The organism is Pseudomonas rubra (assembly GCF_028656935.1).
Classification (GTDB): domain Bacteria; phylum Pseudomonadota; class Gammaproteobacteria; order Pseudomonadales; family Pseudomonadaceae; genus Aquipseudomonas; species Aquipseudomonas rubra.
Map to the genome: position 1 here is coordinate 1 of NZ_JAMDGZ010000039.1, position 23,841 is coordinate 23,841.

At 62.7% G+C, this 23,841-nt stretch carries 24 protein-coding genes; 13 read left to right on the forward strand and 11 right to left on the reverse strand.

Annotation, left to right across the window (positions count from 1 at the left end; translation table 11 throughout):
* Window positions 1-84: hypothetical protein (locus tag M5G17_RS27685; RefSeq protein ID WP_420793410.1), on the forward strand; the 84-nt coding region annotated here is incomplete at its 5' end.
* On the opposite strand, the gene M5G17_RS17655 is transcribed toward M5G17_RS27685, so the two are convergent.
* Together M5G17_RS17655 and M5G17_RS17660 are read right to left on the reverse strand one after the other, a co-directional pair.
* Window positions 85-1,164 carry an endonuclease/exonuclease/phosphatase family protein gene (locus M5G17_RS17655; protein WP_273894205.1) on the reverse strand — a complete coding sequence of 360 codons (1,080 nt, stop codon included), beginning with the start codon at window positions 1,162-1,164 and terminating at the stop codon, window positions 85-87.
* A gap of 11 nt (window positions 1,165-1,175) precedes the next feature.
* Complete coding sequence (locus M5G17_RS17660; protein WP_273894206.1) at window positions 1,176-1,844, reverse strand: YciC family protein; 669 nt, start codon at window positions 1,842-1,844, stop codon at window positions 1,176-1,178.
* 153 nt (window positions 1,845-1,997) lie between these two features.
* Here M5G17_RS17660 and M5G17_RS17665 point away from each other — a divergent pair, with 153 nt between their 5' ends.
* The 3 genes from M5G17_RS17665 to M5G17_RS17675 all read left to right on the forward strand — a co-directional run bounded on the left by M5G17_RS17665 (window position 1,998) and on the right by M5G17_RS17675 (window position 3,947).
* Window positions 1,998-2,744: a DUF2076 domain-containing protein gene (locus M5G17_RS17665; protein WP_273894207.1), complete on the forward strand. Its 747-nt coding sequence runs from the start codon at window positions 1,998-2,000 to the stop codon at window positions 2,742-2,744.
* Window positions 2,745-2,845: 101 nt separating this feature from the next.
* A complete protein-coding gene (locus tag M5G17_RS17670; protein ID WP_130266398.1) occupies window positions 2,846-3,325 on the forward strand; it encodes a LabA-like NYN domain-containing protein in 480 nt (159 codons plus the stop codon).
* A 19-nt stretch (window positions 3,326-3,344) separates the two neighbouring features.
* Complete coding sequence (locus tag M5G17_RS17675) at window positions 3,345-3,947, forward strand: 3'-5' exonuclease (RefSeq protein WP_273894208.1); 603 nt, start codon at window positions 3,345-3,347, stop codon at window positions 3,945-3,947.
* Here the strand turns inward: M5G17_RS17675 and M5G17_RS17680 are convergent.
* Entirely contained in the window at window positions 3,944-4,402 is a 459-nt protein-coding gene (locus tag M5G17_RS17680) for an Lrp/AsnC family transcriptional regulator (protein WP_273894209.1), read from the reverse strand. The two genes, M5G17_RS17675 and M5G17_RS17680, sit on opposite strands and share 4 nt — an antisense overlap.
* 153 nt (window positions 4,403-4,555) lie before the next feature.
* Between M5G17_RS17680 and yedA the strand changes: the two genes are divergently transcribed.
* From yedA to M5G17_RS17695, 3 genes are all read left to right on the forward strand, one after another.
* The gene (gene yedA, locus M5G17_RS17685; RefSeq protein ID WP_273894210.1) at window positions 4,556-5,488 is read left to right on the forward strand and encodes a drug/metabolite exporter YedA; all 933 of its coding nucleotides are present in this window, start codon (window positions 4,556-4,558) and stop codon (window positions 5,486-5,488) included.
* Window positions 5,485-6,441, forward strand: coding sequence for a hypothetical protein (locus M5G17_RS17690; protein ID WP_273894211.1), 957 nt, complete (start codon window positions 5,485-5,487; stop codon window positions 6,439-6,441). The genes yedA and M5G17_RS17690 overlap by 4 nt, the downstream gene beginning before the upstream one ends.
* 74 nt (window positions 6,442-6,515) lie before the next feature.
* The gene (locus tag M5G17_RS17695) at window positions 6,516-7,847 is read left to right on the forward strand and encodes an RNA helicase RhlE1 (RefSeq protein WP_273894212.1); all 1,332 of its coding nucleotides are present in this window, start codon (window positions 6,516-6,518) and stop codon (window positions 7,845-7,847) included.
* 92 nt (window positions 7,848-7,939) lie between these two features.
* Here M5G17_RS17695 and M5G17_RS17700 read toward each other — a convergent pair whose 3' ends face one another.
* Complete coding sequence (locus M5G17_RS17700; protein ID WP_273894213.1) at window positions 7,940-9,175, reverse strand: TIGR03862 family flavoprotein; 1,236 nt, start codon at window positions 9,173-9,175, stop codon at window positions 7,940-7,942.
* Window positions 9,176-9,323: 148 nt separating this feature from the next.
* Window positions 9,324-10,238, reverse strand: a complete 915-nt coding sequence (locus tag M5G17_RS17705) for a histone deacetylase family protein (protein WP_273894235.1) — start codon at window positions 10,236-10,238, stop codon at window positions 9,324-9,326.
* 99 nt (window positions 10,239-10,337) lie between these two features.
* Here M5G17_RS17705 and M5G17_RS17710 point away from each other — a divergent pair, with 99 nt between their 5' ends.
* Window positions 10,338-10,766 (forward strand): EamA family transporter, encoded by a 429-nt coding sequence (locus M5G17_RS17710; protein ID WP_273894214.1) that lies wholly within the window; start codon window positions 10,338-10,340, stop codon window positions 10,764-10,766.
* Here M5G17_RS17710 and M5G17_RS17715 read toward each other — a convergent pair.
* Window positions 10,732-11,580: a phosphatase PAP2 family protein gene (locus M5G17_RS17715; protein WP_273894215.1), complete on the reverse strand. Its 849-nt coding sequence runs from the start codon at window positions 11,578-11,580 to the stop codon at window positions 10,732-10,734. The two genes, M5G17_RS17710 and M5G17_RS17715, sit on opposite strands and share 35 nt — an antisense overlap.
* A gap of 3 nt (window positions 11,581-11,583) precedes the next feature.
* Window positions 11,584-12,276 (reverse strand): lipopolysaccharide core heptose(II)-phosphate phosphatase PmrG, encoded by a 693-nt coding sequence (pmrG, locus tag M5G17_RS17720; RefSeq protein ID WP_273894216.1) that lies wholly within the window; start codon window positions 12,274-12,276, stop codon window positions 11,584-11,586.
* Between the two features lie 144 nt (window positions 12,277-12,420).
* Here pmrG and M5G17_RS17725 point away from each other — a divergent pair, with 144 nt between their 5' ends.
* From M5G17_RS17725 to M5G17_RS17735, 3 genes are all read left to right on the forward strand, one after another.
* On the forward strand, window positions 12,421-12,990 hold the full coding sequence (locus M5G17_RS17725) for a GNAT family N-acetyltransferase (RefSeq protein WP_273894217.1): 570 nt from the start codon (window positions 12,421-12,423) through the stop codon (window positions 12,988-12,990).
* 77 nt (window positions 12,991-13,067) lie between these two features.
* Window positions 13,068-13,937, forward strand: a complete 870-nt coding sequence (tesB, locus tag M5G17_RS17730) for an acyl-CoA thioesterase II (RefSeq protein WP_130266386.1) — start codon at window positions 13,068-13,070, stop codon at window positions 13,935-13,937.
* A complete protein-coding gene (locus tag M5G17_RS17735) occupies window positions 13,934-14,527 on the forward strand; it encodes an HAD family hydrolase (RefSeq protein ID WP_273894218.1) in 594 nt (197 codons plus the stop codon). Before tesB ends, M5G17_RS17735 begins: the two co-directional genes overlap by 4 nt.
* Window positions 14,528-14,592: 65 nt before the next feature.
* Here M5G17_RS17735 and M5G17_RS17740 read toward each other — a convergent pair whose 3' ends face one another.
* The 3 genes from M5G17_RS17740 to M5G17_RS17750 form a co-directional block, all read right to left on the reverse strand.
* The gene (locus M5G17_RS17740; RefSeq protein ID WP_273894219.1) at window positions 14,593-17,055 is read right to left on the reverse strand and encodes a TonB-dependent siderophore receptor; all 2,463 of its coding nucleotides are present in this window, start codon (window positions 17,053-17,055) and stop codon (window positions 14,593-14,595) included.
* A 106-nt stretch (window positions 17,056-17,161) separates the two neighbouring features.
* Window positions 17,162-18,109: a FecR domain-containing protein gene (locus M5G17_RS17745; RefSeq protein WP_273894220.1), complete on the reverse strand. Its 948-nt coding sequence runs from the start codon at window positions 18,107-18,109 to the stop codon at window positions 17,162-17,164.
* 1 nt (window position 18,110) lies between these two features.
* The gene (locus tag M5G17_RS17750) at window positions 18,111-18,611 is read right to left on the reverse strand and encodes a sigma-70 family RNA polymerase sigma factor (protein ID WP_273894221.1); all 501 of its coding nucleotides are present in this window, start codon (window positions 18,609-18,611) and stop codon (window positions 18,111-18,113) included.
* A gap of 140 nt (window positions 18,612-18,751) precedes the next feature.
* On the opposite strand from M5G17_RS17750, the gene M5G17_RS17755 reads away from it, so the two are divergent.
* Complete coding sequence (locus M5G17_RS17755) at window positions 18,752-19,762, forward strand: zinc-dependent alcohol dehydrogenase family protein (RefSeq protein ID WP_273894222.1); 1,011 nt, start codon at window positions 18,752-18,754, stop codon at window positions 19,760-19,762.
* Window positions 19,763-19,771: 9 nt separating this feature from the next.
* Here M5G17_RS17755 and M5G17_RS17760 read toward each other — a convergent pair whose 3' ends face one another.
* Entirely contained in the window at window positions 19,772-20,656 is an 885-nt protein-coding gene (locus tag M5G17_RS17760; protein WP_273894223.1) for a LysR substrate-binding domain-containing protein, read from the reverse strand.
* A 159-nt stretch (window positions 20,657-20,815) separates the two neighbouring features.
* Between M5G17_RS17760 and ydiJ the strand changes: the two genes are divergently transcribed.
* Window positions 20,816-23,836, forward strand: a complete 3,021-nt coding sequence (gene ydiJ / locus M5G17_RS17765; RefSeq protein WP_273894224.1) for a D-2-hydroxyglutarate dehydrogenase YdiJ — start codon at window positions 20,816-20,818, stop codon at window positions 23,834-23,836.
* Window positions 23,837-23,841 lie beyond the last annotated feature (5 nt).

Below are 23,841 nucleotides of genomic sequence, written 5' to 3' on the forward strand. Positions count from 1 at the left end.
TGTCACGGTTATGATACCGGGCATTACTGGCCGGATGACCCGTTGGTGGCCGAAGCCACGGCGCGGGCGAAACCACGTAAATAGTCACGGCTGCACAGGCAACAGCAAGCGCGCGGTCACAGGCAAGTGGTCGGAAATCTCCAGGGTGTCCTGCTGAATCACCTGTGCCCCCAAACGCTGCAGTTTCGGGCTGTGGAACAGGTAATCGAGGGTGCGGTCCGGGCCTTGCGGGTTGCGCTCGTTGGGCGAGTGGGTCAGCCAGACCGTGCGCTCAGCGCCACTGGCCTCGGCATTGCTGGGGATCATCGGGTACTTGTCCCAGAGCAGGTGCAGGTCGCTGTCGGCGTTGTACTGGCCGCGCAGCGCGGCTGGCAGCCGACGGTACTGGCCGAGCGGCAGCAGGTTGAAGTCGCCACCGATCAGCCAGGGCGTGCCCTGGCTTTCCAGCTTGTCGAGCACGCGCGCCAGTTGTTGCACCTGCTGGCGCTGGATATCACTGCCCGCTGCAAAGGCCGCCAGATGGGTGTTGAGCACCGCCAACTGGCCGCCATCGCGCAGTGGCAGGTAGCTGGCAAGGATGGCTTGCTGAGGCTGCAGCAAGCGTTGCAGGGCGTTGCTGGCGGCAACCGGCAGTTGTACGCGCTCGGCCTGGTTGATCGGGTAGCGGCTCAGGGTTGCGAGGGTACGGCCGACGCTGCCGAAGATGTGCCAGTCGGGGACGAAATCGGCTTTCCAGTCGTAGGTCTGAACCGCGCAGGGGTAGATATCCACCAGACGCTCGCGCAGCAACGCCAGTTGGTCCTGGTAGTCGCTGGCCTTGGCGTTGTTGTCCAGTTCCTGGAGCAGGACAATGTCGGGTTGTTCGGCGCGGATCACCCGTGCCACTTCATCGAGGTTGAAGGCGAGGTCCTGCGGGGTAGGGCGGGTGTCGTCGCCATGGCCCTGGTCGTACCAGAACACGTAGCGTTTGCCGGCCAGGTACTGCACGTTCCAGGTCATCACCTTGAGCACCTGGCCCGGCACCAGCGCCGCATTGCCCGCGCGGCAGCTGACTGGCAGGGCTTCACGCGGCTCGGGTTGCCAGCTCAGTTGAGCGGCCAGCAGCCACAGCAGGGCGAACAGAACAAGCAGGGTCAGCAGGGCGTTGCGCAGTAGTCGGGTCATCGGCTAACCAGTCAGGACAGCGGTGGCTCTGCAACCGGTTCGCTGACCAGCATGTACAAGCGGAACATGACCACGGTGCTGAACAGCTGCAGGAAGCTGTTGACGCTGTCCATGAGCAGTTGCACCAGTGTCGAAGGCTCGGGCAGCAGCATCATGCTCAGGCCGTCGATCAGCCACAGTGGTGCCAGCACGCCAAGAATGCAGCTGACGATGCGCCAGAAATTACCGGTACTGAGCTTGAAGCTTTCACGCATGGCTTCGATCGGCGGCAGGCCGCGCAGCACCAGTACGTACTCGGCGAACACCAGGTGAATCATGACCCAGATGCCGGGAATGATGAACAGCGCCGCACCGGCCACGATCAGCAACGAGCTGAGCATCACCATCAGGGCGAACGACGGCCACAGGCGCAGAGCCATGGCCAGCAGGTTGCGCTTGAGCGGGGTGTAGCCGTTGCTGCGGGTGTCGAGGTAGAGGATCAGCGCGGCGCTGTACAGCGGGTAGAACAGCAGGCCGACCAGCATGCCGTAGCCTGGCGAAGCGTCCTTGCCCAGTTGCTGGTACAACAGATGGCTGCACAGTGTTTCGAGCACCACCAACGGCAGACACAACTGGGCAATGCTCAGCAGGTGACGGCGGAAAAAATACAAGGAGTCGCGCAGAACGCTAAGCGGATTCATCAGTCGATATCGCATTGAAAAAAGCAGGGCGTCACTTTAGCCCAGCCGCAGGCCAACCTGAAGAAAGTTTAATCACGCCTTGTGTTGAATCCGAAGGCCCGGCACCCCATTTTACCCGTACTCGATTTTTCCGGTTTTGCAGTGAGGTTGCCCATGAACAGTGAAGAACAAACCCTGATCGACGACCTGTTCGGTCGACTCAAGCAAGCCCAGGACCCGTCCGTACCGCGCGACGCCCAGGCCCAGGCACGCATTGCCGAACACCTGCAGCAGCAACCGGCGGCGCCCTACTACATGGCCCAGGCGATCCTGGTACAGGAGGCTGCGCTCAAGCGCCTGGACGAGCAGAACAAGCAACTGCAGGCTGAGCTGAATCAGGCCAAGGCCCAGTTTGCGGCCACTGCGCCGAGCAACAGCGGTAGCTTTTTGTCGAGCATCTTCGGCAGCGGTACCCGTGGTCCACAGCCGGTGCAAAACCAGGCGGCGGCCAGCGCTCCTGCCAGCGGTGGCGGTTGGCGCGAACCGTCTCGGCCGTCATTCAACCAACCCGACCAGCAGCAGGGTTTCAACGCCGCACCGGCCCAGGCACCTGCGCGCGGCGGTGCCAGCAGTTTTCTCGGTGGCGCGCTGCAAACCGCCGCCGGTGTGGCCGGTGGGGTAATGCTCGCCCAGGGCATCAGCAGCCTGTTCAACCACCACTCGCAGCCTGAAGAAGTGGTCGAGGTGATCAAGGACGAACCGGCCCCGGCCAGCGACAGCGGTGGCTGGGGCAGCAACGACGATCAGCGCCTGACCGCCGATAACAGTAGCTATGGCAATGATCAGGGCGGCTTCATGGACACTGACTACGGCAGTGACGATGGCGGCTTCTTCGGCGGTGACGACGACAGCTTCGTCTGATCGCGCCTACCTGCATGGCCTGCGGGCTGGCATACTGGGCGCCGAAACGGCTCCGGTGTGCGGCAGTCGCCAACAGCGCCGCGGCGCCATGAGGACAAACGGTGAAGAAGATCGCGGTATTCGCCGACGTGCAAAACCTCTACTACACCGTGCGTCAGGCCTACGGTTGTCATTTCAACTACGCGGCGCTGTGGGCTGACATCAGCCAGCACGGACAGATCGTCGAAGCCGTGGCCTACGCCATTGACCGCGGCGACAGCAAGCAGCAGCAGTTTCAGCAGATCCTGCGCAACCTCGGTTTCACCGTCAAACTCAAACCCTACATCCAGCGCAGCGACGGCTCGGCCAAGGGCGACTGGGACGTGGGCATCACCCTCGACGTGATCGACGCCGCCGCGCGGGTCGATGAGGTGGTGCTGGCCTCGGGGGATGGTGATTTCGACCTGCTGCTTGAGCGTGTCATCAGCCGACACGGCATTGCGGCCGTCGCCTATGGTGTGCCGGGGCTCACCGCCAATTCGCTGATTCGCGCCGCCAGCCGTTATGTGCCCATCGAGGGCGGCCTGCTGCTCAAGCATTAAGATTTCTGAGGTTGTCGTTTTGGAACGTATCGCTGTCATCGACTTTGAAACCACCGGTATTTCACCCGGCACCGGATGCCGGGCCACGGAAGTGGCAGTGGTCATGCTCGAACGTGGGCGCATTGTCGAGCGCTATCAAAGCCTGATGAATGCCGGGGTCCCAGTACCTGCGTTTGTCGCTGGATTGACCGGCATCACCACCGCCATGTTGCGCAGCGCGCCACCGATTGCCCGGGTGATGAACGAGGTGGCCGAGTTCGTCGGTGACACGCCGATGCTGGCGCACAATGCCTCGTTCGACCAGAAGTTCTGGGACTTTGAGCTTGCCCAGATCGGCCGCAGCCGTAGCCAGCGGTTTGCCTGCTCGATGTTGCTGGCGCGGCGCCTGATGCCGTCGGCGCCGAACCACAAACTCGGCACTCTGACCCGTTGGGCCGGCCTGCCTGACACCGGTACCGCCCACCGGGCCATGGCCGATGCAGAGATGGCCGCCAACCTCGCCCAGCACCTGGCCGGGCAGTTGCGCCAGCAGGGCGTCAACGGCGTTTCCCACCAGTTGTTTTGCAGCCTGCAGAAAGTCCCCGCAGCGAAGATCGGCGAAGCGCTGAAAAGCTACCGTTAGGTCTTTTTGCCGTTGTGCTCCAGATGGCCCAGCGGTAAACGTCGCTCCACGGCGCTGGAGAGAATGATCGAGGTCTTGCTGAAGCCGAACTGGGCGACGCGGTTGATCAACTCCTCCAGTTCCGGCATCGACGCCACGGCCGCCTGCATGATCACACAGGGATCGCCAGTCACCCGGTGGCACTCGGTCAGTTGTGGGATCTGCATGAGTTCTGCGTAAGCCTGCTGGTTGCCATGGCTGGCCAGGCGCAGCTCGATCACGCACTGGATCGGCAGGCCGATCTTCTCCAGGTCGACCTTGGCCTGATAACCGGTAATCACCCCGCTGACCTCAAGTTTGGCCACCCGTTCGGCGACCGCCGGGGCCGACAGGTTGACCTTGCGCGCAAGGTCGGCAAAGGAGGCGCGGCCGTTGTCCAGCAGGGCGCTGAGGAGCATGCGATCGTACTTGTCCATGGGTTTCCAGAGAGTTGTTGTCGATTCAAAGGCACAAGGCCAAAAGAACCGTTGTTTCAAAAGTGTACTGTTGGTTTAAACAGGTTTTGTAACTTATGTTTACTGTGCTGCCTTTCTAAACTAACTGCCCGACACCAATAATTCGAGCCCCCCATGCCTGCCTCCCGTCGCTTCCCGTTAGTCTTGATCGGCGCCTTTCTGGCCTTGTACCTAGTCTGGGGCTCGACCTACCTGGTGATTCGCATCGGTGTCGAGTCCTGGCCGCCGTTGTTGATGGCGGGGGTGCGTTTTGTCATTGCCGGCGCTTTGCTCTATGGCTTTTTGCGCTGGCGCGGAGTGCCGGCGCCGACCTGGCCGCAATGGCGGGCGGCGGGCGTGATTGGCATACTGCTGCTCAGCTGTGGCAACGGTGGCGTGACCCTGGCCGAGCACGCAGGGGTAGCCTCGGGTGTGGCGGCCTTGGCGGTGGCCACGGTGCCGTTATTCACCCTGATGTTCGGCCTGTTCTGGGGGCATCGCAACACCCGTCTGGAGTGGGCCGGAATTGTCATGGGGCTGGTGGGTATTGCCATGCTCAACTTGGGCTCCAACCTGCAGGCGAGCCCGGTTGGTGCCGCGCTTATTCTGTTTGCCGCCGCCTCCTGGGCCTTTGGCTCGGTCTGGAGCAAAAGCCTGCCGCTGCCAGCGGGGCCGATGGCCAGTGCTGCAGAAATGCTGGTGGGTGGCGTGGTGTTGCTGCTCGGCAGTGTGTTGAGCGGTGAACGCATGACCCAGATGCCCACTGCCGCCGGTTGGGGGGCGCTGGCCTACCTGGTGGTCTTCGGTTCAATCCTGGCCTTCAGCGCTTACATGTATCTGCTCAAGCACGTGCGCCCGGCAGCCGCTACCAGCTATGCCTACGTCAATCCGGCGGTAGCGGTGTTGTTGGGGATTGTTTTTGCCGGCGAACAGATCGGTTTCGAGGAGTGCGTGGCGATGGCGGTTATCATTGGCGCCGTTGTGCTGATCGGCGTGCCGCAGTGGCGCCGACCGGCCGTGGAAAAAGCCAAACCTGTTGGCGACGTGGAAGGTGAACTCTGTAAATGAAAGGACGTATTGCCAGGACGGCAGTGAAGATCGTGGGTTGCGTGGCAGTGATCGTGGTGTGCATGGTCATGTTGCGCGACGACAGAAGCACCTTCATGACTCTGTATTTTCAGGAGTCGGTCACCCTCAACAGCGGCAGTGACGAGATCGATCCGCGATATGTCCAGGCGCTGCAGCAAATCATGGCCGCACAGCGCATCGATACGCAAAAGATCGACCTTGTGCTCGATCCAGACAGCCGCCGCGCCTTGCAGGTGCGCTTTGCCGATGATGCCCTGAACGCCAGGCAGCGCCGGGATTTGCAAGCATTGTTCGAGTCCTTCGAGCCTGCTCGTGAAGCCGCCCGGCTCAGTGGCCGGCTGCAGGTCGACATGCGTCAGGCGCGCACGCTGGGCCTGGGTGTCTACGACTTCGGCCCGGCGTCCGAAGAGGTCGTCGGGCTCGGTGAAGTATCACTGCCCCTGTATTTCAGTTTTCTCTCGAACATCGACGTGCAATTGCGGCGCAATGAGCAGTCGACCACACAAAAGCCGCAGGCCGACATGATTTGTGAGGCCAATGCCAGGCTGCACGGTGCCTTGCCTTTTGAGGTGACCGAGTTCGATGTCAGTGGCAGCGACCTGCGCGGGGAGATGAAACTGCGCATGGCCAGCGGTGAGCAGATCCAGGCGCCGGCGCAGCTGACTTTCGATGACCAGCAACTGCTCGAGCGCCTGGAGATGGGCGGCATGCGGGTGCGCATTCAGCGTCCGGAGACTGTCGATCGGCTGGTGTTCGAGTTCGGCTCGATGGGTACCGTCCGGTATCAGCCTTACGCGTATTTCATCCGCAGTGACCCTGAGGCGTTCGATGCTTGTCGCGCGGTTGCCTACCAGAGCGGCAGGCCCTTTTCGTTCTACTTGGGTGAAGGGGTCGATCGTCTGCTCAAGGTACGTTTTCAACCGCCAGGCTGATTGCAATGGCGGCACGCGCCGGGCCTGAACAAGGTAAACTGCCGCCATTGCTGAATTCCCCAGACGGTATTGCCATGACTTTCGCCAAACTCGGCCTGATCGAACCCTTGCTGCGCGCGCTCGAGCGCCTGGACTACAACACCCCGACGCCGGTCCAGGCCCAGGCCATTCCTGCGGTGCTGGCGGGCCGCGACCTGATGGCCGCCGCCCAGACCGGCACCGGCAAGACCGCAGGTTTTGCCCTGCCGCTGCTGCAGCGCCTCACGCTGGAAGGGGCCAAGGTTGCCGGCAACTCGGTACGCGCCCTGGTACTGGTGCCGACTCGCGAGCTGGCCGAGCAGGTTCACGCCAACATTCGTGAATACGCCGAACACCTGCCGTTGAGCACCTATGCGGTGTACGGCGGGGTCAGCATCAACCCGCAAATGATGAAGTTGCGCAAGGGCGTCGATCTGCTGGTGGCCACCCCGGGCCGCCTGCTTGACCTGTTCCGTCAGAACGCGTTGAAGTTCAACCAGTTGCAGGCGCTGGTGCTCGATGAAGCCGACCGCATGCTCGACCTGGGCTTTGCCGAAGAGCTGCGCGCGGTTTACGCCGCCTTGCCGGCACGCCGGCAAACCCTGCTGTTCTCGGCGACCTTCTCCGACGAGATTCGCCAACTGGCGGCGCAGACCCTCAACGACCCGCTGAGCATTGAAGTCAGCCCGCGTAACGTCACCGCCAGCACGGTCAAGCAGTGGATCGTGCCGGTGGACAAGAAGCGCAAGCCGGAGCTGTTCAGCCACCTGATGCGCAAGCAGCGCTGGAAGCAGGTGCTGGTATTTGCCAAGACCCGCAACGGTGTCGACCAACTGGTCGAGCGCCTGCGTGGCCAGGGTGTCAATGCCGACGGTATCCATGGCGACAAGCCCCAGGCTACACGTCAGCGCGCACTGGACAGCTTCAAGGCGCGCGAAATCCAGATCCTGGTGGCTACTGATGTAGCGGCGCGCGGCCTGGACATCGACGACCTGCCGCTGGTGGTCAACTTCGACCTGCCGATCGTCGCTGAGGATTACATTCACCGCATCGGCCGTACCGGGCGCAAGGGCAACAGTGGTGAGGCGATTTCGCTGGTGTGTGCCGATGAGGTGCAGTTGCTGTCGGCGATTGAGACCCTTACTCGCAAGACTTTGCCACGCCATGAAGAGCCGGATTTCATTCCGGACCACAAGGTGCCGATGACCGACGCCAGCGGCCAGGTGCTGAAAAAACCGAAAAAGCCGAAGAAGCCCAAAGAGAGCAGCAGCAAACGCAGCCTCGGGCGTTGGATGGACAGCGCCGAGACGCCAGCGGCAGCGCCGCAGGCCAAGCCGGTGCGCAAGGTGCCGGCCTTCAACACCGGGCCGCGCAAGCGCAAGCCTTGAGTATGCCATCGCGGGGCAAGTCGGGTCGCCGCATCGCCGCTCCCGCAGGGCTTGGCATCAATCCTGTGGGAGCGGGCTTGCCCCGCGATTTTTCAACCGTCAAGCCACTCCAGCAACCCCAGGCCGGCCTTGCGCCCACTGGCAAAACAGGCCGTCAGCAGATAGCCGCCGGTCGGCGCTTCCCAGTCGAGCATTTCACCGGCACAGAACACACCGGGGACCTGCTTGAGCATCAAACGCTCATCCAGCGCTTCAAAGGTCACCCCGCCGGCACTGCTGATCGCTTCATCCAGCGGGCGAGGGCGCACCAGGGTGATTGGCAAGGCTTTGATCGCCCGCGCCAGCAACAGCGGGTCAGCAAAGGTCTGCTGATCAGTCTGTTCACGCAACAGCGCCGCCTTGACCCCGTCCAGCCCCAGTTGGCTGTGTAGATGCTTGGCCATCGAGCGTGAGCCCCGTGGCTTGGCCAGGGCTTGCTGGATGTTATCCACAGGCCGGTTGGGCAGCAGGTCGATCAGCACCCTGGCGCTGCCGTCGCGGTTGATCGCCTGACGAATCTGCGCCGACCAGGCATACACCAGGCTGCCTTCGAGCCCAAGTGTGGTGAGCACGCACTCGCCCAGGCGTGGCGCCTGGCCTTCAAGGCTCAGGGCAATATTCTTCAGTGGCGCGCCGGCAAACTTGTCCTTGAGCACAGCGCTCCAGCCCGCGACTTCGAAGCCGCTGTTGGCGGGCTGCAAGGGCGCAATCTGTACGTCTTGCGCCTGTAGCCAGGGCAGCCAGGCGGCATCCGAGCCCAGCCGAGACCAACTGCCGCCGCCCAGTGCCAGCACGGTGGCGGTCGGTTTGAGTGTCAGCTCGCCCTGTGGATAAGCGATCCGCAAGGCGCCTTCGGCATTCCAGCCCAGCCAGCGGTGGCGGGTGTGGATAACCACGCCGGCGTCGCGCAGGCGCTTGAGCCAGGCACGCAACAGCGGCGCGGCTTTCATGTCACGGGGGAAGACCCGGCCGGAACTGCCGACAAAGGTTTCGATACCCAGGTCGTGAATCCACTGGCGCAGCACGTCGGCATCGAAGCCTTCGAGCAGGCGGGCGACGTCCCCTGCGCGCTCGGCATAGCGAGCGATGAACGCAGGATAAGGCTCGGAGTGGGTGATGTTCATGCCGCCGACCCCGGCCAGAAGGAACTTGCGACCCACCGAAGGCATGGCATCGTATAGCTCGACAGCGACCCCGGCCTGGCTCAGCACTTCGGCGGCCATCAACCCGGCCGGCCCGCCTCCGATAATGGCAACGTGTGGGCGGTCGGCGGTGAGGGTGTCGGTCATGGTCGGCTGCAAGCTGGGAAAAGAGCCGGCATTCTACCTTAGCGGGACGCCGGGAAGTACTGGTCAAAAAATGTACAGTAGGCTCAAGGCCAGGTGGTTAAAGGCGTTGAAGGGCTTTCCCGCAGGTTATCCACAGGCGGTTCCACAGTCATTGTGAGTAACCCAGCACGCGGCTGGCGCTGTGGTGCAGTATCCCGTGGCGACGGGCCAGGGCCTCGCGGTCTTTGCTGTAGCCACCGCCAATCACGCCGACGACCGCAATGTCACGCCCCAGGCAGTGGCGCAGCACGCTTTCGTCACGTGCCGCAACGCCTTCATCGGTGAGCTGCAGATAGCCCAGGGCGTCGTCCTTGTGCACGTCGACGCCGGCGTCGTACAGCACCAGGTCCGGGCGATACAGCGGCAGCAGGTAGTTGAGCGCGTCGTCCACCACCTTCAGGTAGGCCTGGTCACCCATGCCGCGGGGCAGGGGAATGTCCCAGTCACTTTCGGCCTTGCGTGCCGGGAAGTTCTGCTCGCAATGCAGTGACACGGTGATGGCATCGGCGGTGTTGTGGAGGATGCGCGCGGTACCGTCGCCCTGGTGCACGTCGCAGTCGAAAATCAGCACCCTGTGCACCCGCCCGGCCGCAAGCAGGTAGTGGCTGATTACTGCCAGGTCGTTGAAGATGCAGAAGCCGGCCGGGTGATCGTAATGGGCGTGATGGGTGCCGCCGGCCAGGTGACAGGCGATGCCATGCTCCAGCGCCTGTTCGGCGGCCAGCAGAGAGCCGCCGACCGCGCGCACGGTGCGTCGGGCCAGGGCCTCGCTCCAGGGCAGGCCAAGGCGTCGCTGGTCTTCGCGCGACAGCTCGCCGTTCATGTAGCGCTCGATGTAGGCGCGGTCATGGGCCAGGGCGAGGATGTCGTTGGGGCAAATCTGCGGGCGCAGCAGCGCAGCATCCGTGGTCAGGCCGCTGGCGACCAGGTGATCGCGCAACAGGCGGAACTTGTCCATCGGAAAGCGGTGCTCGGCGGGAAATTCCGGGCTGTAGTCGTCGTGGTAGATCAGCGGCAGCGGCATGGCAGGGTCTTGAGCGAAACAGAGCTTGATCTTGCCAGTTGGCAAGGCTGTTGCGCCAGCTTCTACACTGAGCGGCAGGCTCATTGCACAGGCGTATTCATGGTGTTGGCTTCCTGGACCTTCTGGGCGGTGTTATCCGCCCTCTTTGCCGCCCTGACTGCGATCTTTGCCAAGGTCGGCATCAGCGGTATCAACGCGGACTTCGCTACGTTGCTGCGCACGCTGGTGGTGCTGTTCAGCCTGGCGCTGATTGTGTATGCCACCGGCCAGTACCAATCATTGAGCGCGATTTCTGCCCGCAGCTACCTGTTTCTGGTGCTGTCGGGGCTGGCCACCGGCGCGTCGTGGATCTGTTACTTCCGCGCCTTGCAACTGGGCCAGGCATCACAAGTGGCGCCTGTGGATAAACTCAGTGTGGTCCTGGTGGCGGTGCTCGGGGTGACCCTGTTGGGTGAAAGGCTCGACCTGCGCCAATGGGCTGGCATCAGCCTGGTCACTCTGGGCGTAGTGATGCTTGCGTGGCGTTGACCAATGGCTGCGGTCGTTGCCTTGTGCGTGCACGCGCGGGTGCCTGCAACGCCAGCCGACCGTAAAAAAACAGGGCCGTCAGCCAGGTGGTCAGCCAGACGAAAATGCCCGCCCAGAACGTGTGCGACATGTAGTGCCAGCCTTGCAGTACGCGGGCAGTGCCGTAAACCAAGCCCAGTACCAGGACTGCCACCAGCAGTTTGCGTGCATGAGCCCAACGGTGGCGCAGGGCAACAAAATACACTGCCAACAGGGTAAAGCCGCTGGAAGCATGGCCACCCGGCCAGCAGCGGCCGGCGCCGGCCTTGTCCAGCCAGGTGAAGTTCTCGAACCATTCCTGGTGCAGTTGGGCACCGCCATACAAGGTGGTCTCGACCGGGCAATACACACTGGTATGGCTTTTCAGGTAATGGATGACTGTGGTGCACAGGGTGAAGGCCACCACCACGAACAGCAGGTCACGACGATAGCGGGTGGTGAAACGCAGCGCCGGAGCGATACGCCACTTCTCCAGCGTGCGGCTGGGCATCGCCTGTGGATACGCGGCAAAACGTGGCCAGATAAACGAGAGCAGCAGGCCGATAACTGCCATCTCACCCGTCCAGTTCGGCAAGATTCGCGGCCATTTGTGCGTGACTTTCTCGAACCACTGATTATGCAGTAAGGGGAACTGGCCACTGAGCGGGTCAAGCAGCAGGTTGCTGATCAACCGGTCCAGGTTGGTGAGGTCGAACATGAGGAAAACCAGGGCCGCCAGGAGCAGCGGCAAGCCCAGGTTGTTCATGTAGAAGGCGCGACGAGAGGGGGCCTGCATCGTTTACTTCCCTGTGCTGGAAACAAGTTTGTGCCATTCATTCGCGTTCATCTGGCCGAGAATCCGCGCCTTGCCGTTGCGGCCCATGGACACGAACAGCGCACTGGCATAGGCACTGGAGCGTTCGCCGCCAGGAACGTTCAATTGCCGCTCAAGTTGATCGATGCAGCCGCTGTGGGTCACCAGCACCAGGTTGTGGTCGGCGGTCTTGTGCTCGAAGGCAGCATGGGCAAAACCCTTGTCGCAGTGGGTCAACCAGTCTTGGCTGGCAATCGCCTTGCCGAACATGAAGTGCGCGGTTTGCCGGGTACGGACTTGCGGGCTGCTCAGCACCTGAGCGTTATCCATGCCCAGGCGCTGGATTGCACTGCCCACTTCGCTGGCTGCGTGGCTGCCTTCGAGGGTAATGCCGCTGAGGTCGTCCAGGCATGGATTGGGCGAGCGGTCACATCGTTCAGCATGACGGATCAAAACAATGATGTTGCCCTTGGCCCAGTCGGTATAGACACCACTGTTGTGCATCTGATTATCGCTGCCCAGGTCCACGATTTGTGTCCTTGATGACCACCACAATGCAAGGATGACCAGGGTAAACAGAATCCCCAGCCCGGTCAGGAGTTTTCGCGAGCGCCTGTCGAGTCGTCGCTTTTTGGGGGCGGTGCAGGCAAGTGTGTGAGTTGTAAGAGAAGAAGACATGGGACCACTTCAGGCAAGTTCGCAAGTGTGCGCACTGTAGAAAACGCAAGGTGCAGAGCGAGTGAAATGGATGTGAAAAATAGCTTGGAGGCAGAGGTTGTTACCTACGCTGTAGACTGCAGGCTGTAGATTAAGGAGCCGAGCATGACCCCGATATTGGAACTGGAAAGCGCACGGCTGCTGTTGCGCCAATGGCAGGATGAGGACCTGGCGGAGTTCGCGGCGATGTGCGCCGACCCTCAGGTCATGCGCTATTTTCCAGCGCCATTGACCCGGCTGGAGAGTGCCGCGCTGATCGGCAGGATCCGCGGTCACTTCAATGAGTACGGCTATGGCCTGTGGGCCTTGGAACGCAAAGATACCGGCGCGTTCATCGGCATGACCGGCCTGCTCAACGTGAGTTTTGCCGCCGACTTCGCCCCGGCCGTGGAGATCGGCTGGCGCCTGGCCCGGCGCCACTGGGGGCTGGGGTTCGCCAGTGAAGCGGCCTGGACCAGCCTGCGTTGCGCCTTCGCTCAACTGGGCCTGGAACAGGTGGTGTCGTTCACCACCGAGCACAACCTGGCGTCGCAGAAAGTCATGCAGGCCATCGGTATGCAGCAGGACCTGGCCGGCAGCTTCGAACACCCCAAGCTTGAGCCCGGCCACCCCCTGCGACCGCACGTGCTGTACCGCATCGACCGCGCCCAGTGGCAGGCCACCCTGCGCGGCTGAATTGCACAACATACAGGCTGGCAATGACAAACCCTGTATTATTTGCTGCAGTTGCGCATTGCCTTGGAGAATCTTGAATGAGCCACGTGTTGGACGATCTGGTTGACCTGTTGAGCCTGGAATCGATCGAGGAAAACCTGTTCCGCGGGCGAAGCCAGGACCTGGGGTTTCGCCAGTTGTACGGTGGCCAGGTACTGGGCCAGTCGCTGTCGGCGGCCAGTCAGACGGTCGAAGAAGCGCGTCATGTGCACTCGCTGCACGGCTACTTCCTGCGCCCGGGTGATGCCAGCATGCCGGTGGTCTATTCGGTCGACCGTGTGCGCGATGGTGGCAGTTTCAGCACCCGACGGGTGACGGCGATCCAGAAGGGCCAGACCATCTTCACCTGCAGTGCCTCGTTCCAGTACGACGAAGAAGGCTTCGAGCACCAGAGTCAGATGCCCAGCGTAGTCGGCCCGGAAAACCTGCCGTCGGAAGTCGAACTGGCCAAGCGCATGGCCGATCGCCTGCCTGAAACCATTCGCGACAAGATGCTCTGCGCCAAGCCGATCGAAATGCGCCCGGTGACCGCCGTGGATCCGTTCAACCCCAAACCGGGCGAGCCGGTGAAGTACGTATGGTTCCGCGCCGATGGCAACCTGCCGGACGTGCCGGCGCTGCACAAGTACATGCTCGCTTACGCTTCGGATTTCGGCCTGCTGACCACCTCGCTGCTGCCCCATGGTAAATCGGTGTGGCAGAAGGACATGCAGATCGCCAGCCTCGACCACGCACTATGGTTCCATGGCGACCTGCGCGCCGACCAGTGGCTGCTGTACGCCATGGACAGCCCGTGGGCCGGTAATGCCCGTGGTTTTGCCCGTGGCAATATCTACAACCAGGCCGGGCAACTGGTGGCCTCATCATGTCAGGAAGGCCTCATCCGTCATCGTAAGGATTGGCAATGAACCTGCAGCAGATTCGCCACTGGGTGTTCGACATGGACGGCACCTTGACTGTCGCCGTGCATGATTTTGCCGCGATCAAGGAGGCGCTGGAAATTCCCCAGACCCACGACATCCTCACCCACCTGGCGGCCTTGCCTGCCGCAGAGGCTGCAGCCAAGCACGCCTGGTTGCTGGAACATGAGCGCGAGCTTGCAATCGGTTCGCGCCCGGCCATCGGCGCTGTGGAGCTGGTTCGCGATTTGCTCGGGCGCGGTTGCACGCTGGGTATCCTAACCCGCAATGCCCGGGAGCTGGCGCATGTCACCCTTGAGGCAATTGGCCTGGCCGACTGCTTTGCTGTCGAGCACATCCTTGGTCGCGACGAAGCACCGCCCAAACCGGACCCGGGTGGGTTGCTGAAACTGGCCGCAGCCTGGGATGTGGCACCGACCGAGATGGTCATGGTTGGCGATTACCGCTTTGACCTGGACTGTGGTCGTGCAGCCGGAACGCGGACGATCCTGGTCAACCTGCCGGACAATCCCTGGCCGCAGCTTGCCGACTGGCACGCGGCGGATTGTCGGGCGTTGCAGGTGATGCTCGACCATTGAGTTGAATCTGTCGCGGGGCAAGTGGGAGCGGCGATGCGGCGACCCGACTTGCCCCGCGAAAGGCCTCAGAACTCCCAGCGCGTCGTCAGCATCACATTGCGCGGATCTCCGTAGTAGGTGGTGTCGAAGTTGCCCAACCCGGTCAGGTAACGTTTGTCGAACACGTTGTTGGCATTGACCGTGAAGCTCAATTGCTCGTTGTACTGGTAGCGGGTCATCAGGTCGACCAAGGTGTAGCCGCCTTGCTTGATGAAGCTATAGTCCTCGAGCGCGCGGTTGTAGATCTTGCCGTAGAACGCGCTCTGCCAGTTGATCCCACCCCCCACGGTGATCTTGTCCAGTGCTCCCGGCAGGCGATAGGTGGTGAACACCCGCACCAGGTGCTCAGGTTTGCTGGTGCTCATCGGGAAGCCATAGATGCGCTGCTCGTCGGCATCGCGCGAACGAGCATAGGTGTAGCCCGCCGAAAGGTTCCAGCCTTCGCGCAGTTCACCGGCAACTTCCAGTTCGATGCCCTGGGTGGTGGCGCCGTTGGTGGCCTTGAAGATTCCTTCGTTGGTCGCAGGGTTGGTGCCGATCGATTCGGCAACGTTGTCCTGCTCAATGCGAAACAGCGCCAGGCTGGCGTTGAGCTTGCCGTCGAAGTAGGCAGCTTTCAGGCCGGTTTCATAGCTGTCGCCTTCCACCGGATCGAGAGTGGCGCCGTTGCTTTCCTTGTTACTCTGCGGCTGGTAGATCGAGGTGTAGCTGGCGTACACCGAGTAGGTGTCGTCCAGGTCATAGACGATACCGGCGTACGGGGTGACCACGCCATGTTGCTGATAGCTGGCCTGGTTGTCCTGGAACAAAGGGTTGAGGCCGTCGTAGTCGTAGTTGTCGTTGTATTTGAAGGTACTGACCCGGGTGCCGAGGATCAGCGAGAGGTCGTCGGTCGGGTGCAGACGGGTGGCGATGTAGGCGCCGTTCTGGCTCTTCTTCTGCTCGTACTTGCCGTTTTTCGGGAAGTTCGGCACGCCGATGTGGCCGTCCCAGTCAAAGATGCTGCCGGGGACCATGGCAAATTCGCTGGTGTCCCAGGTCGCGCCGGTCTGGCGTGAGTGGTTGGTGTCCAGGCCGACGACCAGATCATGCTGGCGACCGAACAGGGTGAACGGGCCGGATAGGTTCAGGTCGGCGCTGTTCTGTACCCGATGGCCTTCCCAGCGGCCCCAGAAGAAGTACATGCCATCACCGTTGCGATCCGGAGCACCGCCGCTGGCCGAGGCCAGGCGGGTGTCGTGGTCGCTTTGCAACTGGTTGACGGTCAGCTTGAGCGACCAGTCGTTGGCCAGTGCCTGTTCCAGCGAGGCGAAGTAGGTGCGGTTCTGGAAGTCGCGGCGGCTCCAGTCGGCACCTGGGTTGAACGAGCGTGAGAAATCGGTGCGGCCGCCGTCGGTGTAGTACACCGGGTTGCCGGTCCAGGAACTGCCACGCGGGGTGGTGGTCTGCTGGTCGATGCCGACGGTCAACAGGGTGTCCGGGGTAATGTCGGCCTCGAGGATTCCGTAGTACACCTCTTTGCTCTGCTGGTAATGGTCCTGGTAACCCTTCTTGTCCTGCTGGGCGCTGACAAAGCGCCCGCGCACGCTGCCGCTGCTGTTGATCGGGCCGGAGACATCGACTTCGCCGCGATAATCATCCCAACTGCCGGCACTGCCAGTGAGCGAGCCCTGGAACTGCGCGGTCGGTTTCTTGCGGATCAGGTTGACCGTGGCCGAGGGATCGCCGGAACCGGTCATCAGACCGGTCGCGCCTTTGAGCACTTCCACCCGGTCATAGATGGCCATGTCGACATGTGCGGTGCCTTCGCCATACACACCGTCATACACGGTGTTGACGCCGTCGTACTGGTAGTTGGTGATCACCAGGCCCCGGCTGGAAAACTCGGTGCGGTCGCTGTCGTAGGTTTGCGCCGATACGCCGGGGGTATTGCGCAATACATCGGAAATACTTTGTGCGCCCTGGTCGTCCATCTGCTGGCGGGTGACCACGGTGATGGTTTGTGGGGTTTCGCGGATCGATAGCGGCAGCTTGGTCGCGGTGCGGGTTGCCGCCGTGGTGTAGGAATGTGTCCCCTCGGTGGTTTCACCCAGGCCCTGGGCATTGATGCTGGTGGCGCCCAGCTCCAGCGCCGCGCCGCTGCTGACCGGCACCAGCACGTAGCCGCCGTTGGACTGGCGCTGGGCCTGCAGGCCGGTGCCGTTGAGCAGGCGCGCCAGGCCTTCTTCGACTGAGTAGTTGCCGTGCAGGCCGGCCGACTGCTGGCCTTGGGTCTGGCGCGCATCGAACGACAGGGTGATGTTGGCACGGGTGGCAAACAGGCTCAGGGTGGTGCCCAGCGGGCCCGGGGCGATCTGGAATTGCGTGCTGGCGCTCTGCGCCATGGCCTGGGCCGGCAGCAGTGCCATAGGCATGAGGGGCAGGCCAAACAGTGCCAGGTGGACAGCGCGAACCAGAGCGCGAGGGGCGCGCGGACAAGTCGGGGTCATGCAGGATTTCCTTCGATTGGCTGGGCAGAGGGGCGGTCGAAATTTGCCGCTTTAACTGCGTAGCCGAATGAGAATGAAAATCGGCAACCCTTTGTGCGAAATTTCTTCAGACAGCTTCGATGCTGACCCAGTAGCGGGTCATGTAACGCACCTTGACCGGCAGCGACACACCGAGGTTTTCCAGGATGGTGTCGGTGTCGTCGATACGAAAGGCACCCGACAGGCGTAAGTCGGCGATGCTCGCGGCGCAGCGCAATACGCCGGGACGATAGCGGCGCAGTTCGCTGATGAAATCGCTCAGGCGCCATTCGACCACGGTCAGCATGCCCAGGGTCCAGGCGCCAGTGCCGGGCAGGGCGGAGCTGGCAGCGTTGATCCGGTTGCGCTCGAAGCTGACGCTCTGCCCGGCCTCAAGGCGCAGCATCAACAGCGGCTGGTCGAGCGGGCGCACCTCAACCGCATGCTCGAGCACGCTGACCCGGCTCAGGCCGTTGTCGCTGCGTACGCTGAAGTGTGTGCCCAAGGCGCGCACCCGGCCCTCAGTGGTTTCAACGATGAACGGGCGAGCCGCACTGTCACGCGCGGTCTGCACCATGATTTCGCCGCTGTACAGGCGCAGCAGGCGCTGTTGGCCGTCGTAGCGGATATCCACAGCGCTGTCGGTGTTGAGTTGGAGTTGGCTGCCATCGTCCAGGCGAACCTGGCGGCGCCGGCCCTTGCCGGTACGCAACTGGGCCATCAGCGCCTGGCCAGGCGTGCTTTCACGCACCGCCCAGCCGGTTGCACCGACGGCCATGAGCAGGGCCAGGGTCTTGAGCACGGCGCGGCGCCGGGCGCGCACGCCAGCCAGGGTCGGCAGGGCGACCTCGGCCGGCAGCCGTCCCAGCTGACGCTGCAGCTTTTCTACCCGCGCCCAGGCCTGGGCATGGGCTTGGCTTTTGCCCAGCCAGTCTTGCCAGGCCTGTACCTGAGCAGTGCTGGGGGGCGCGGCATTGAGCTGCACATACCAGGTGGCGGCCGCTTCCAGGGTGCGATAGTCCAGTGGCTGGGCCATTTCAGTCGTCCGTCAGCAGCAGGCAGTGGGTCATGGCGCGGATCAGGTGCTTCTTCACCGTGGTCACCGACACCCCCAGGCGTTCGGCGGTGGCCACATAGCTGAGGCCTTCGAGCTGTACGGCCAGGAAGATGTTTCGGGTGCGATCGCCCAGGCCATCGAGCATCTGGTCCACCGCCAGCAGGGTTTCGAGGATCAGCAAACGGCTTTCCGGCGATTCGGCGAGCCGCTCCGGGCGCAGTGCCAGTTCGTCCAGATAAGCCTGTTCAAGTGCCTTGCGCCGGAACTTGTCGATCATCAACGCATGGGCGATGGCGCCCAGGTAGCTGCGCGGCTCGCGAATGGTGTCGGCATTGCGCGCATTCAACACCCGGATAAAGGTGTCCTGGGCCAGGTCAGCGGCATCGCTGGCATTGCCCAGGCGGGCACGCAGCCAGTTTTTCAACCAACCGTTATGTTCGCTATAGAGCGCGTGCAGGGCAGCATGATCGGGGGCGGGCATGGTCGGGCAATATCGAGTAATTGATAATTAGTCGCATTATTGTGGTTTGCTGGCGCACTATGCAAGCGCTTGCGCTTGACCTGGGGCAGAGGCGGGCAAAGACTGGTCAGCTATCTGTCGAATCGATTCAGGAGATTTACATGACCAGCAGGGCCATTATCGTCCAGACCGGCGGTGGTTACGACAAGGTGCAGGTCGGCATCCGTCTGGCTGACGCCCCGCAAGCCGGTGAAATCAGTGTGCGTCTGCATGCCAACTCGCTCAACTATCATGATTTCGCCGTGGTCAGCGGTATGTGGGGGCCCACTGCGCCGCGCATTCCCATGGCCGATGGCGCCGGTGTGGTCACCGCAGTCGGCGCTGGCGTGAGCGAGTTTGCCGTGGGTGATTCAGTGGTCAGCACCTTCTTCCCCGACTGGCTGGACGGCCAGCCGCTGGTCGAAGGCTTCGCCACGGTTCCAGGTGATGGCATCGATGGTTACGCCCGCGAACAGGTCACCGCCCGCGCGACGTCTTTCACCCATGCGCCCAAGGGCTATAGCCATGCCGAAGCGGCGACCCTGACCACTGCCGGCCTCACCGCCTGGCGCGCATTGATGGCCGATGACTCGCTCAAGCCTGGCGATAGCGTGCTGGTGCAAGGCACTGGCGGCGTGTCGATTTTCGCCCTGCAGTTCGCCAAGCTGGCAGGTGCCACGGTGATCGCCACCTCCTCCAGCGACGAGAAGCTTGAACGCCTCAAAGCCCTTGGCGCCGACCACTTGATCAACTACCGCACGACCCCGGCTTGGGGCGAGAAGGTGCGCCAGCTCACCGGCAATCGCGGTGTCGATCATGTGATCGAAGTGGGCGGCCCGGCGACCCTTGAGCAGTCGATGATTGCTGCGCGTATCGGCGGGCATGTGTCGCTGATCGGCATCCTTACTGGCGTGGCGGGCAACCTGCCGCTGGTCCAGGCCCTGGTGCGGCAGATTCGCCTGCAAGGCGTGCTGGTCGGCAGCCGTGCCCAGCAGCAGGCCATGGTCCGCGCCATCGACGGCAATGGCCTGCGTCCGGTGGTGGACAAGACCTTCGACCTGGAGCAGATCGTTGAAGCCTTCCGCTACCAGGAAAGCAACCAGCACTTCGGCAAAATCTGCCTGAGCATCTGAGCCGGCGCTTCAGATCTGCCCCAGCAACCAGCCGCGGAACGCCGTCAGCGACGCCAGTGACTGGTTGCGTGGCGGGTAGATCAGGTAATAACTGCGTTGGCTGGCAAAGGGCGCGCCGATGCTGACCAGCTCACCGCTGGCCAACTCGTCGGCCACCAGGATGCGTGGCACCAAGCCAATGCCGATGCCGGCGCGCACCGCCTGGATCAAGTGCGACGTCAGCTCGAAGCTCGGCCCCAGGCGCATGCTGCGGTGTGCCAGGCCGTGATGGGAAAACCACTCGCCCCAGGCATTGGGGTTATTGGCGACATTGAGCAGCAACTGCTCGCACAGCTGTGTCGGCGACCAGTCGGTCTGGCTGGCGGCGGTGTCCGGCGACAGGATCACCATTAACTCTTCGGCGTGCAGGCGATGACAGACCAGCCCCGGCAGATCGGCATTGCCAACGACAATGGCGGCGTCGATGCCGCTGGTCTCGAAGTCGATGGCTTCGATACGTGAATTGATGTGCACCAGCATGCCGGGGTGCAACTTGTAGAACTCATGCAGGCGCGGCAGCAGCCACTTGGAGCCGAAGGTCGGCAGCGTGGCCAGGCGCAAACTGCCTTCGCCAGACTGGTAAGCCATGGCCTGCAGGGTAGCGCTGCGGATCCTGCCCAGGGCTTCGCTCATCTCCCGCTGATACAGCCGACCAACATCGGTCAGGCGTACCTGACGGCCTTCGCGGCGGAACAGGGTCAAGCCCAATTGCTGCTCAAGGGCCTGGACCTGGCGGCTCACCGCGCTCTGGGTCAGCGACAGTTCGGTGGCGGCGCGGGTGTAGCTTTCATGCCGGGCAGCGGCTTCGAAAGCCAGCAGCAATGACATAGACGGTGTGAGATGGCGGTAATTCATTCGTAAAAGTCATTGATAGCGGCAGAAATATCCAGTTGTCCCCGGTGGCAAGCTCCGGGATCATTGGCATACCAGTTTCTTGAGGCTGACTTAATTATGCTCAGCCAGCAAGTGTTCCGATGTTCCCGTGATTAGCCAAACTAAAGAGGCCATCCTTTGATGATCGCCCAACTGCCGACCAGCGCCCCTGCTGGCGACTACGCCGATTTTCTCGTCGCCCTGCGCGCCAGCGGTTTCCGTGGCCAGTTCAGTGCCGACTACGCCACGCGCACGGTGCTGGCAACCGACAACTCGATCTACCAGCGCTTGCCGCAAGCGGCGGTGTTCCCGCTGGACGCCGAGGACGTCGCGCGGGTTGCCGCGCTGATGGCCGAGCCGCGTTTTCGCCAGATCAAGCTCACCCCCCGTGGCGGCGGTACCGGCACCAACGGCCAGTCGTTGACCGACGGTGTTGTCGTCGACTTGTCGCGGCACATGAACAACATCCTCGAAATCAACGTCGAGGAGCGTTGGGTGCGGGTCCAGGCCGGGGTGGTCAAAGACCAGCTAAACGCTGCGCTCAAGCCCCACGGGTTGTTCTTTGCTCCGGAGCTGTCGACCTCCAACCGCGCCACCGTTGGCGGCATGATCAACACTGATGCCAGCGGCCAGGGCAGTTGCACCTACGGCAAGACCCGCGACCACGTGCTCGAGCTGCACACTGTGCTGCTTGGCGGCGAGCGCTTGCACAGCCTGCCGATCGACGACCAGGCGCTGGAGCAGGCCTGCGCCCAGCCAGGGCGCAGCGGCGAGGTGTACCGCATGGCCCGGCAGATCCAGGAAACCCAGGCCGAGCTGATCGAAACCATCTTCCCCAAGCTCAACCGCTGCCTGACCGGCTACGACCTGGCGCACCTGCGCGACGAGCAGGGCCGTTTCAACCTCAACAGCGTGCTGTGCGGTGCCGAAGGCTCGCTGGGCTACGTGGTCGAGGCCAAGCTCAATGTGCTGCCGATCCCGAAATACGCCGTGCTGGTCAATGTGCGCTACAGCAGCTTCATGGACGCCCTGCGTGACGCCAATGCGCTGATGGCGCACAAGCCGTTGTCGATCGAGACGGTGGACTCCAAGGTGCTGATGCTGGCGATGAAGGACATCGTCTGGCACAGCGTCGCCGAATACTTCCCCGCCGAAGCCGAGCGCCCGACCCTGGGCATCAACCTGGTGGAGTTCTGTGGCGATGACCCTACTGAAGTTAACGCGCGAGTGCAGGCCTTCGTCGCCCACTTGCAGGCCGATACCGCCGTCGAACGCCTGGGTCACACCCTGGCCGAAGGCGCCGAGGCGGTGACCCGGGTCTACACCATGCGCAAGCGTTCGGTGGGCCTGCTGGGCAACGTCGAAGGTGAGGTGCGCCCGCAGCCGTTCGTTGAAGACACTGCGGTGCCGCCAGAACAACTGGCCGACTACATCACCGACTTTCGCGCCTTGCTTGACGGCTACGGACTGGCCTATGGCATGTTCGGCCACGTCGATGCCGGCGTGCTCCATGTGCGCCCGGCCCTGGACATGAAAGACCCGGCCCAGGCGGCGCTGGTCAAGCCGATATCCGATGCCGTGGCGGCGCTGACCCATCGCTACGGCGGCCTGCTCTGGGGCGAACACGGCAAGGGCCTGCGTTCGGAATATGTGCCGGATTTCTTTGGTGAGCTGTACCCGGCGCTGCAGGCACTCAAGGGCGCGTTCGACCCCTACAACCAGCTCAACCCCGGCAAGATCTGTACGCCGCCCGACAGCGAGCAGGGCCTGATCAAGGTCAACGAAGCCCCCATGCGTGGCGATTTTGACCGGCAGATCGATGAGCGGGTCTGGCAGAGTTTTGGCAGCGCCGTGCACTGCAACGGCAACGGTGCCTGCTACAACTACGACCCCAACGACGCCATGTGCCCGTCGTGGAAGGCCACCCGCGAACGCCAGCATTCGCCCAAGGGCCGTGCCTCGCTGATCCGTGAATGGCTGCGCTTGCAAGGGGCCGCCAGCATCGATGTATTGGCGGCGGCAAAGAACAAGACCTCATGGCTCAAGGAGTTGCCCAAACGCTTGCGCAACAACCAGGCGCGTTCGCGTGGTGAGGCTGACTTTTCCCACGAAGTCTACGAGGCCATGGCGGGCTGCCTGGCGTGCAAATCCTGCGCAGGGCAGTGCCCGATCAAGGTCAACGTGCCCGAGTTTCGCTCGCGCTTTCTGGAGCTGTACCACGGTCGTTACCAGCGTCCGCTACGTGACTACCTGATCGGCTCGCTGGAATTCAGCATTCCCTACATGGCCTATGCGCCAGGGTTGTACAACGCGGTGATGGGTTCGAAGTTTGTCGGTCGCCTGCTTGAGCGCCACGTCGGCATGCTCGACAGCCCGCTGATAAGCCGCTTCAACCTGCAGAACACCCTGAGCCGTTGCAACGTGCGCGCTGCCAGTGTGCCGACGCTGCGCGAGCTGACCCCGGCCCAGCGTGAGCGCAGCATCGTGCTGGTTCAGGATGCTTTTACCCGCTACTTCGAGACACCCTTGCTGGCGTCGTTCATCGAACTGGCTCACCGCCTTGGCCATAAGGTGTTCCTCGCGCCCTACAGCGCGAACGGCAAACCCTTGCATGTCCAGGGCTTCCTCGGCGCCTTCGGCAAAGCGGCGATCCGCAACGCAACCCAGCTCAAGGCCCTGGCCGATTGCGGGGTGCCGCTGGTGGGGCTCGACCCGGCAATGACCCTGGTGTACCGCCAGGAGTACCAGAAGGTCGATGGCCTGAGCGATTGTCCAAATGTCCTGCTTCCGCAGGAATGGTTGATCGATGCACTGCCCGAACAGGTTGCGAGCGCCAGCGAAACCTTCCGCCTGCTGGCCCACTGCACCGAGAAAACCAACGTGCCGGCCAGTACCCGCCAGTGGGAGCAGGTATTTGCTCGCCTGGGGCTGAAACTGGTCACCGAAGCCACCGGCTGCTGCGGCATGTCCGGTACCTACGGCCACGAAGCGCGCAACCAGGACACCTCGCGGACCATCTTCGAGCAATCCTGGGCTGGCAAGCTGGATAAACAGGGGGAGGCGTTGGCCACCGGTTATTCGTGCCGCAGTCAGGTCAAGCGCATGGCTGACCGCCAGTTGCGTCATCCGCTGGAGGTGCTGCTGCAGTACGCCAAGGGCTGACGCTT

Bases quoted from the DNA above. Each gene is read 5' to 3' on its own strand.
- M5G17_RS17655 (WP_273894205.1), bottom strand. From the start codon at position 1,164: ATGACCCGACTACTGCGCAACGCCCTGCTGACCCTGCTTGTTCTGTTC.
- M5G17_RS17660 (WP_273894206.1), bottom strand. From the start codon at position 1,844: ATGAATCCGCTTAGCGTTCTGCGCGACTCCTTGTATTTTTTCCGCCGT.
- M5G17_RS17665 (WP_273894207.1), top strand. From the start codon at position 1,998: ATGAACAGTGAAGAACAAACCCTGATCGACGACCTGTTCGGTCGACTC.
- M5G17_RS17680 (WP_273894209.1), bottom strand. From the start codon at position 4,402: ATGGACAAGTACGATCGCATGCTCCTCAGCGCCCTGCTGGACAACGGC.
- yedA (WP_273894210.1), top strand. From the start codon at position 4,556: ATGCCTGCCTCCCGTCGCTTCCCGTTAGTCTTGATCGGCGCCTTTCTG.
- M5G17_RS17690 (WP_273894211.1), top strand. From the start codon at position 5,485: ATGAAAGGACGTATTGCCAGGACGGCAGTGAAGATCGTGGGTTGCGTG.
- M5G17_RS17695 (WP_273894212.1), top strand. From the start codon at position 6,516: ATGACTTTCGCCAAACTCGGCCTGATCGAACCCTTGCTGCGCGCGCTC.
- M5G17_RS17700 (WP_273894213.1), bottom strand. From the start codon at position 9,175: ATGACCGACACCCTCACCGCCGACCGCCCACACGTTGCCATTATCGGA.
- M5G17_RS17705 (WP_273894235.1), bottom strand. From the start codon at position 10,238: ATGCCGCTGCCGCTGATCTACCACGACGACTACAGCCCGGAATTTCCC.
- M5G17_RS17710 (WP_273894214.1), top strand. From the start codon at position 10,338: ATGGTGTTGGCTTCCTGGACCTTCTGGGCGGTGTTATCCGCCCTCTTT.
- M5G17_RS17715 (WP_273894215.1), bottom strand. From the start codon at position 11,580: ATGCAGGCCCCCTCTCGTCGCGCCTTCTACATGAACAACCTGGGCTTG.
- pmrG (WP_273894216.1), bottom strand. From the start codon at position 12,276: ATGTCTTCTTCTCTTACAACTCACACACTTGCCTGCACCGCCCCCAAA.
- M5G17_RS17725 (WP_273894217.1), top strand. From the start codon at position 12,421: ATGACCCCGATATTGGAACTGGAAAGCGCACGGCTGCTGTTGCGCCAA.
- tesB (WP_130266386.1), top strand. From the start codon at position 13,068: ATGAGCCACGTGTTGGACGATCTGGTTGACCTGTTGAGCCTGGAATCG.
- M5G17_RS17735 (WP_273894218.1), top strand. From the start codon at position 13,934: ATGAACCTGCAGCAGATTCGCCACTGGGTGTTCGACATGGACGGCACC.
- M5G17_RS17740 (WP_273894219.1), bottom strand. From the start codon at position 17,055: ATGACCCCGACTTGTCCGCGCGCCCCTCGCGCTCTGGTTCGCGCTGTC.
- M5G17_RS17745 (WP_273894220.1), bottom strand. From the start codon at position 18,109: ATGGCCCAGCCACTGGACTATCGCACCCTGGAAGCGGCCGCCACCTGG.
- M5G17_RS17750 (WP_273894221.1), bottom strand. From the start codon at position 18,611: ATGCCCGCCCCCGATCATGCTGCCCTGCACGCGCTCTATAGCGAACAT.
- M5G17_RS17755 (WP_273894222.1), top strand. From the start codon at position 18,752: ATGACCAGCAGGGCCATTATCGTCCAGACCGGCGGTGGTTACGACAAG.
- M5G17_RS17760 (WP_273894223.1), bottom strand. From the start codon at position 20,656: ATGAATTACCGCCATCTCACACCGTCTATGTCATTGCTGCTGGCTTTC.
- ydiJ (WP_273894224.1), top strand. From the start codon at position 20,816: ATGATCGCCCAACTGCCGACCAGCGCCCCTGCTGGCGACTACGCCGAT.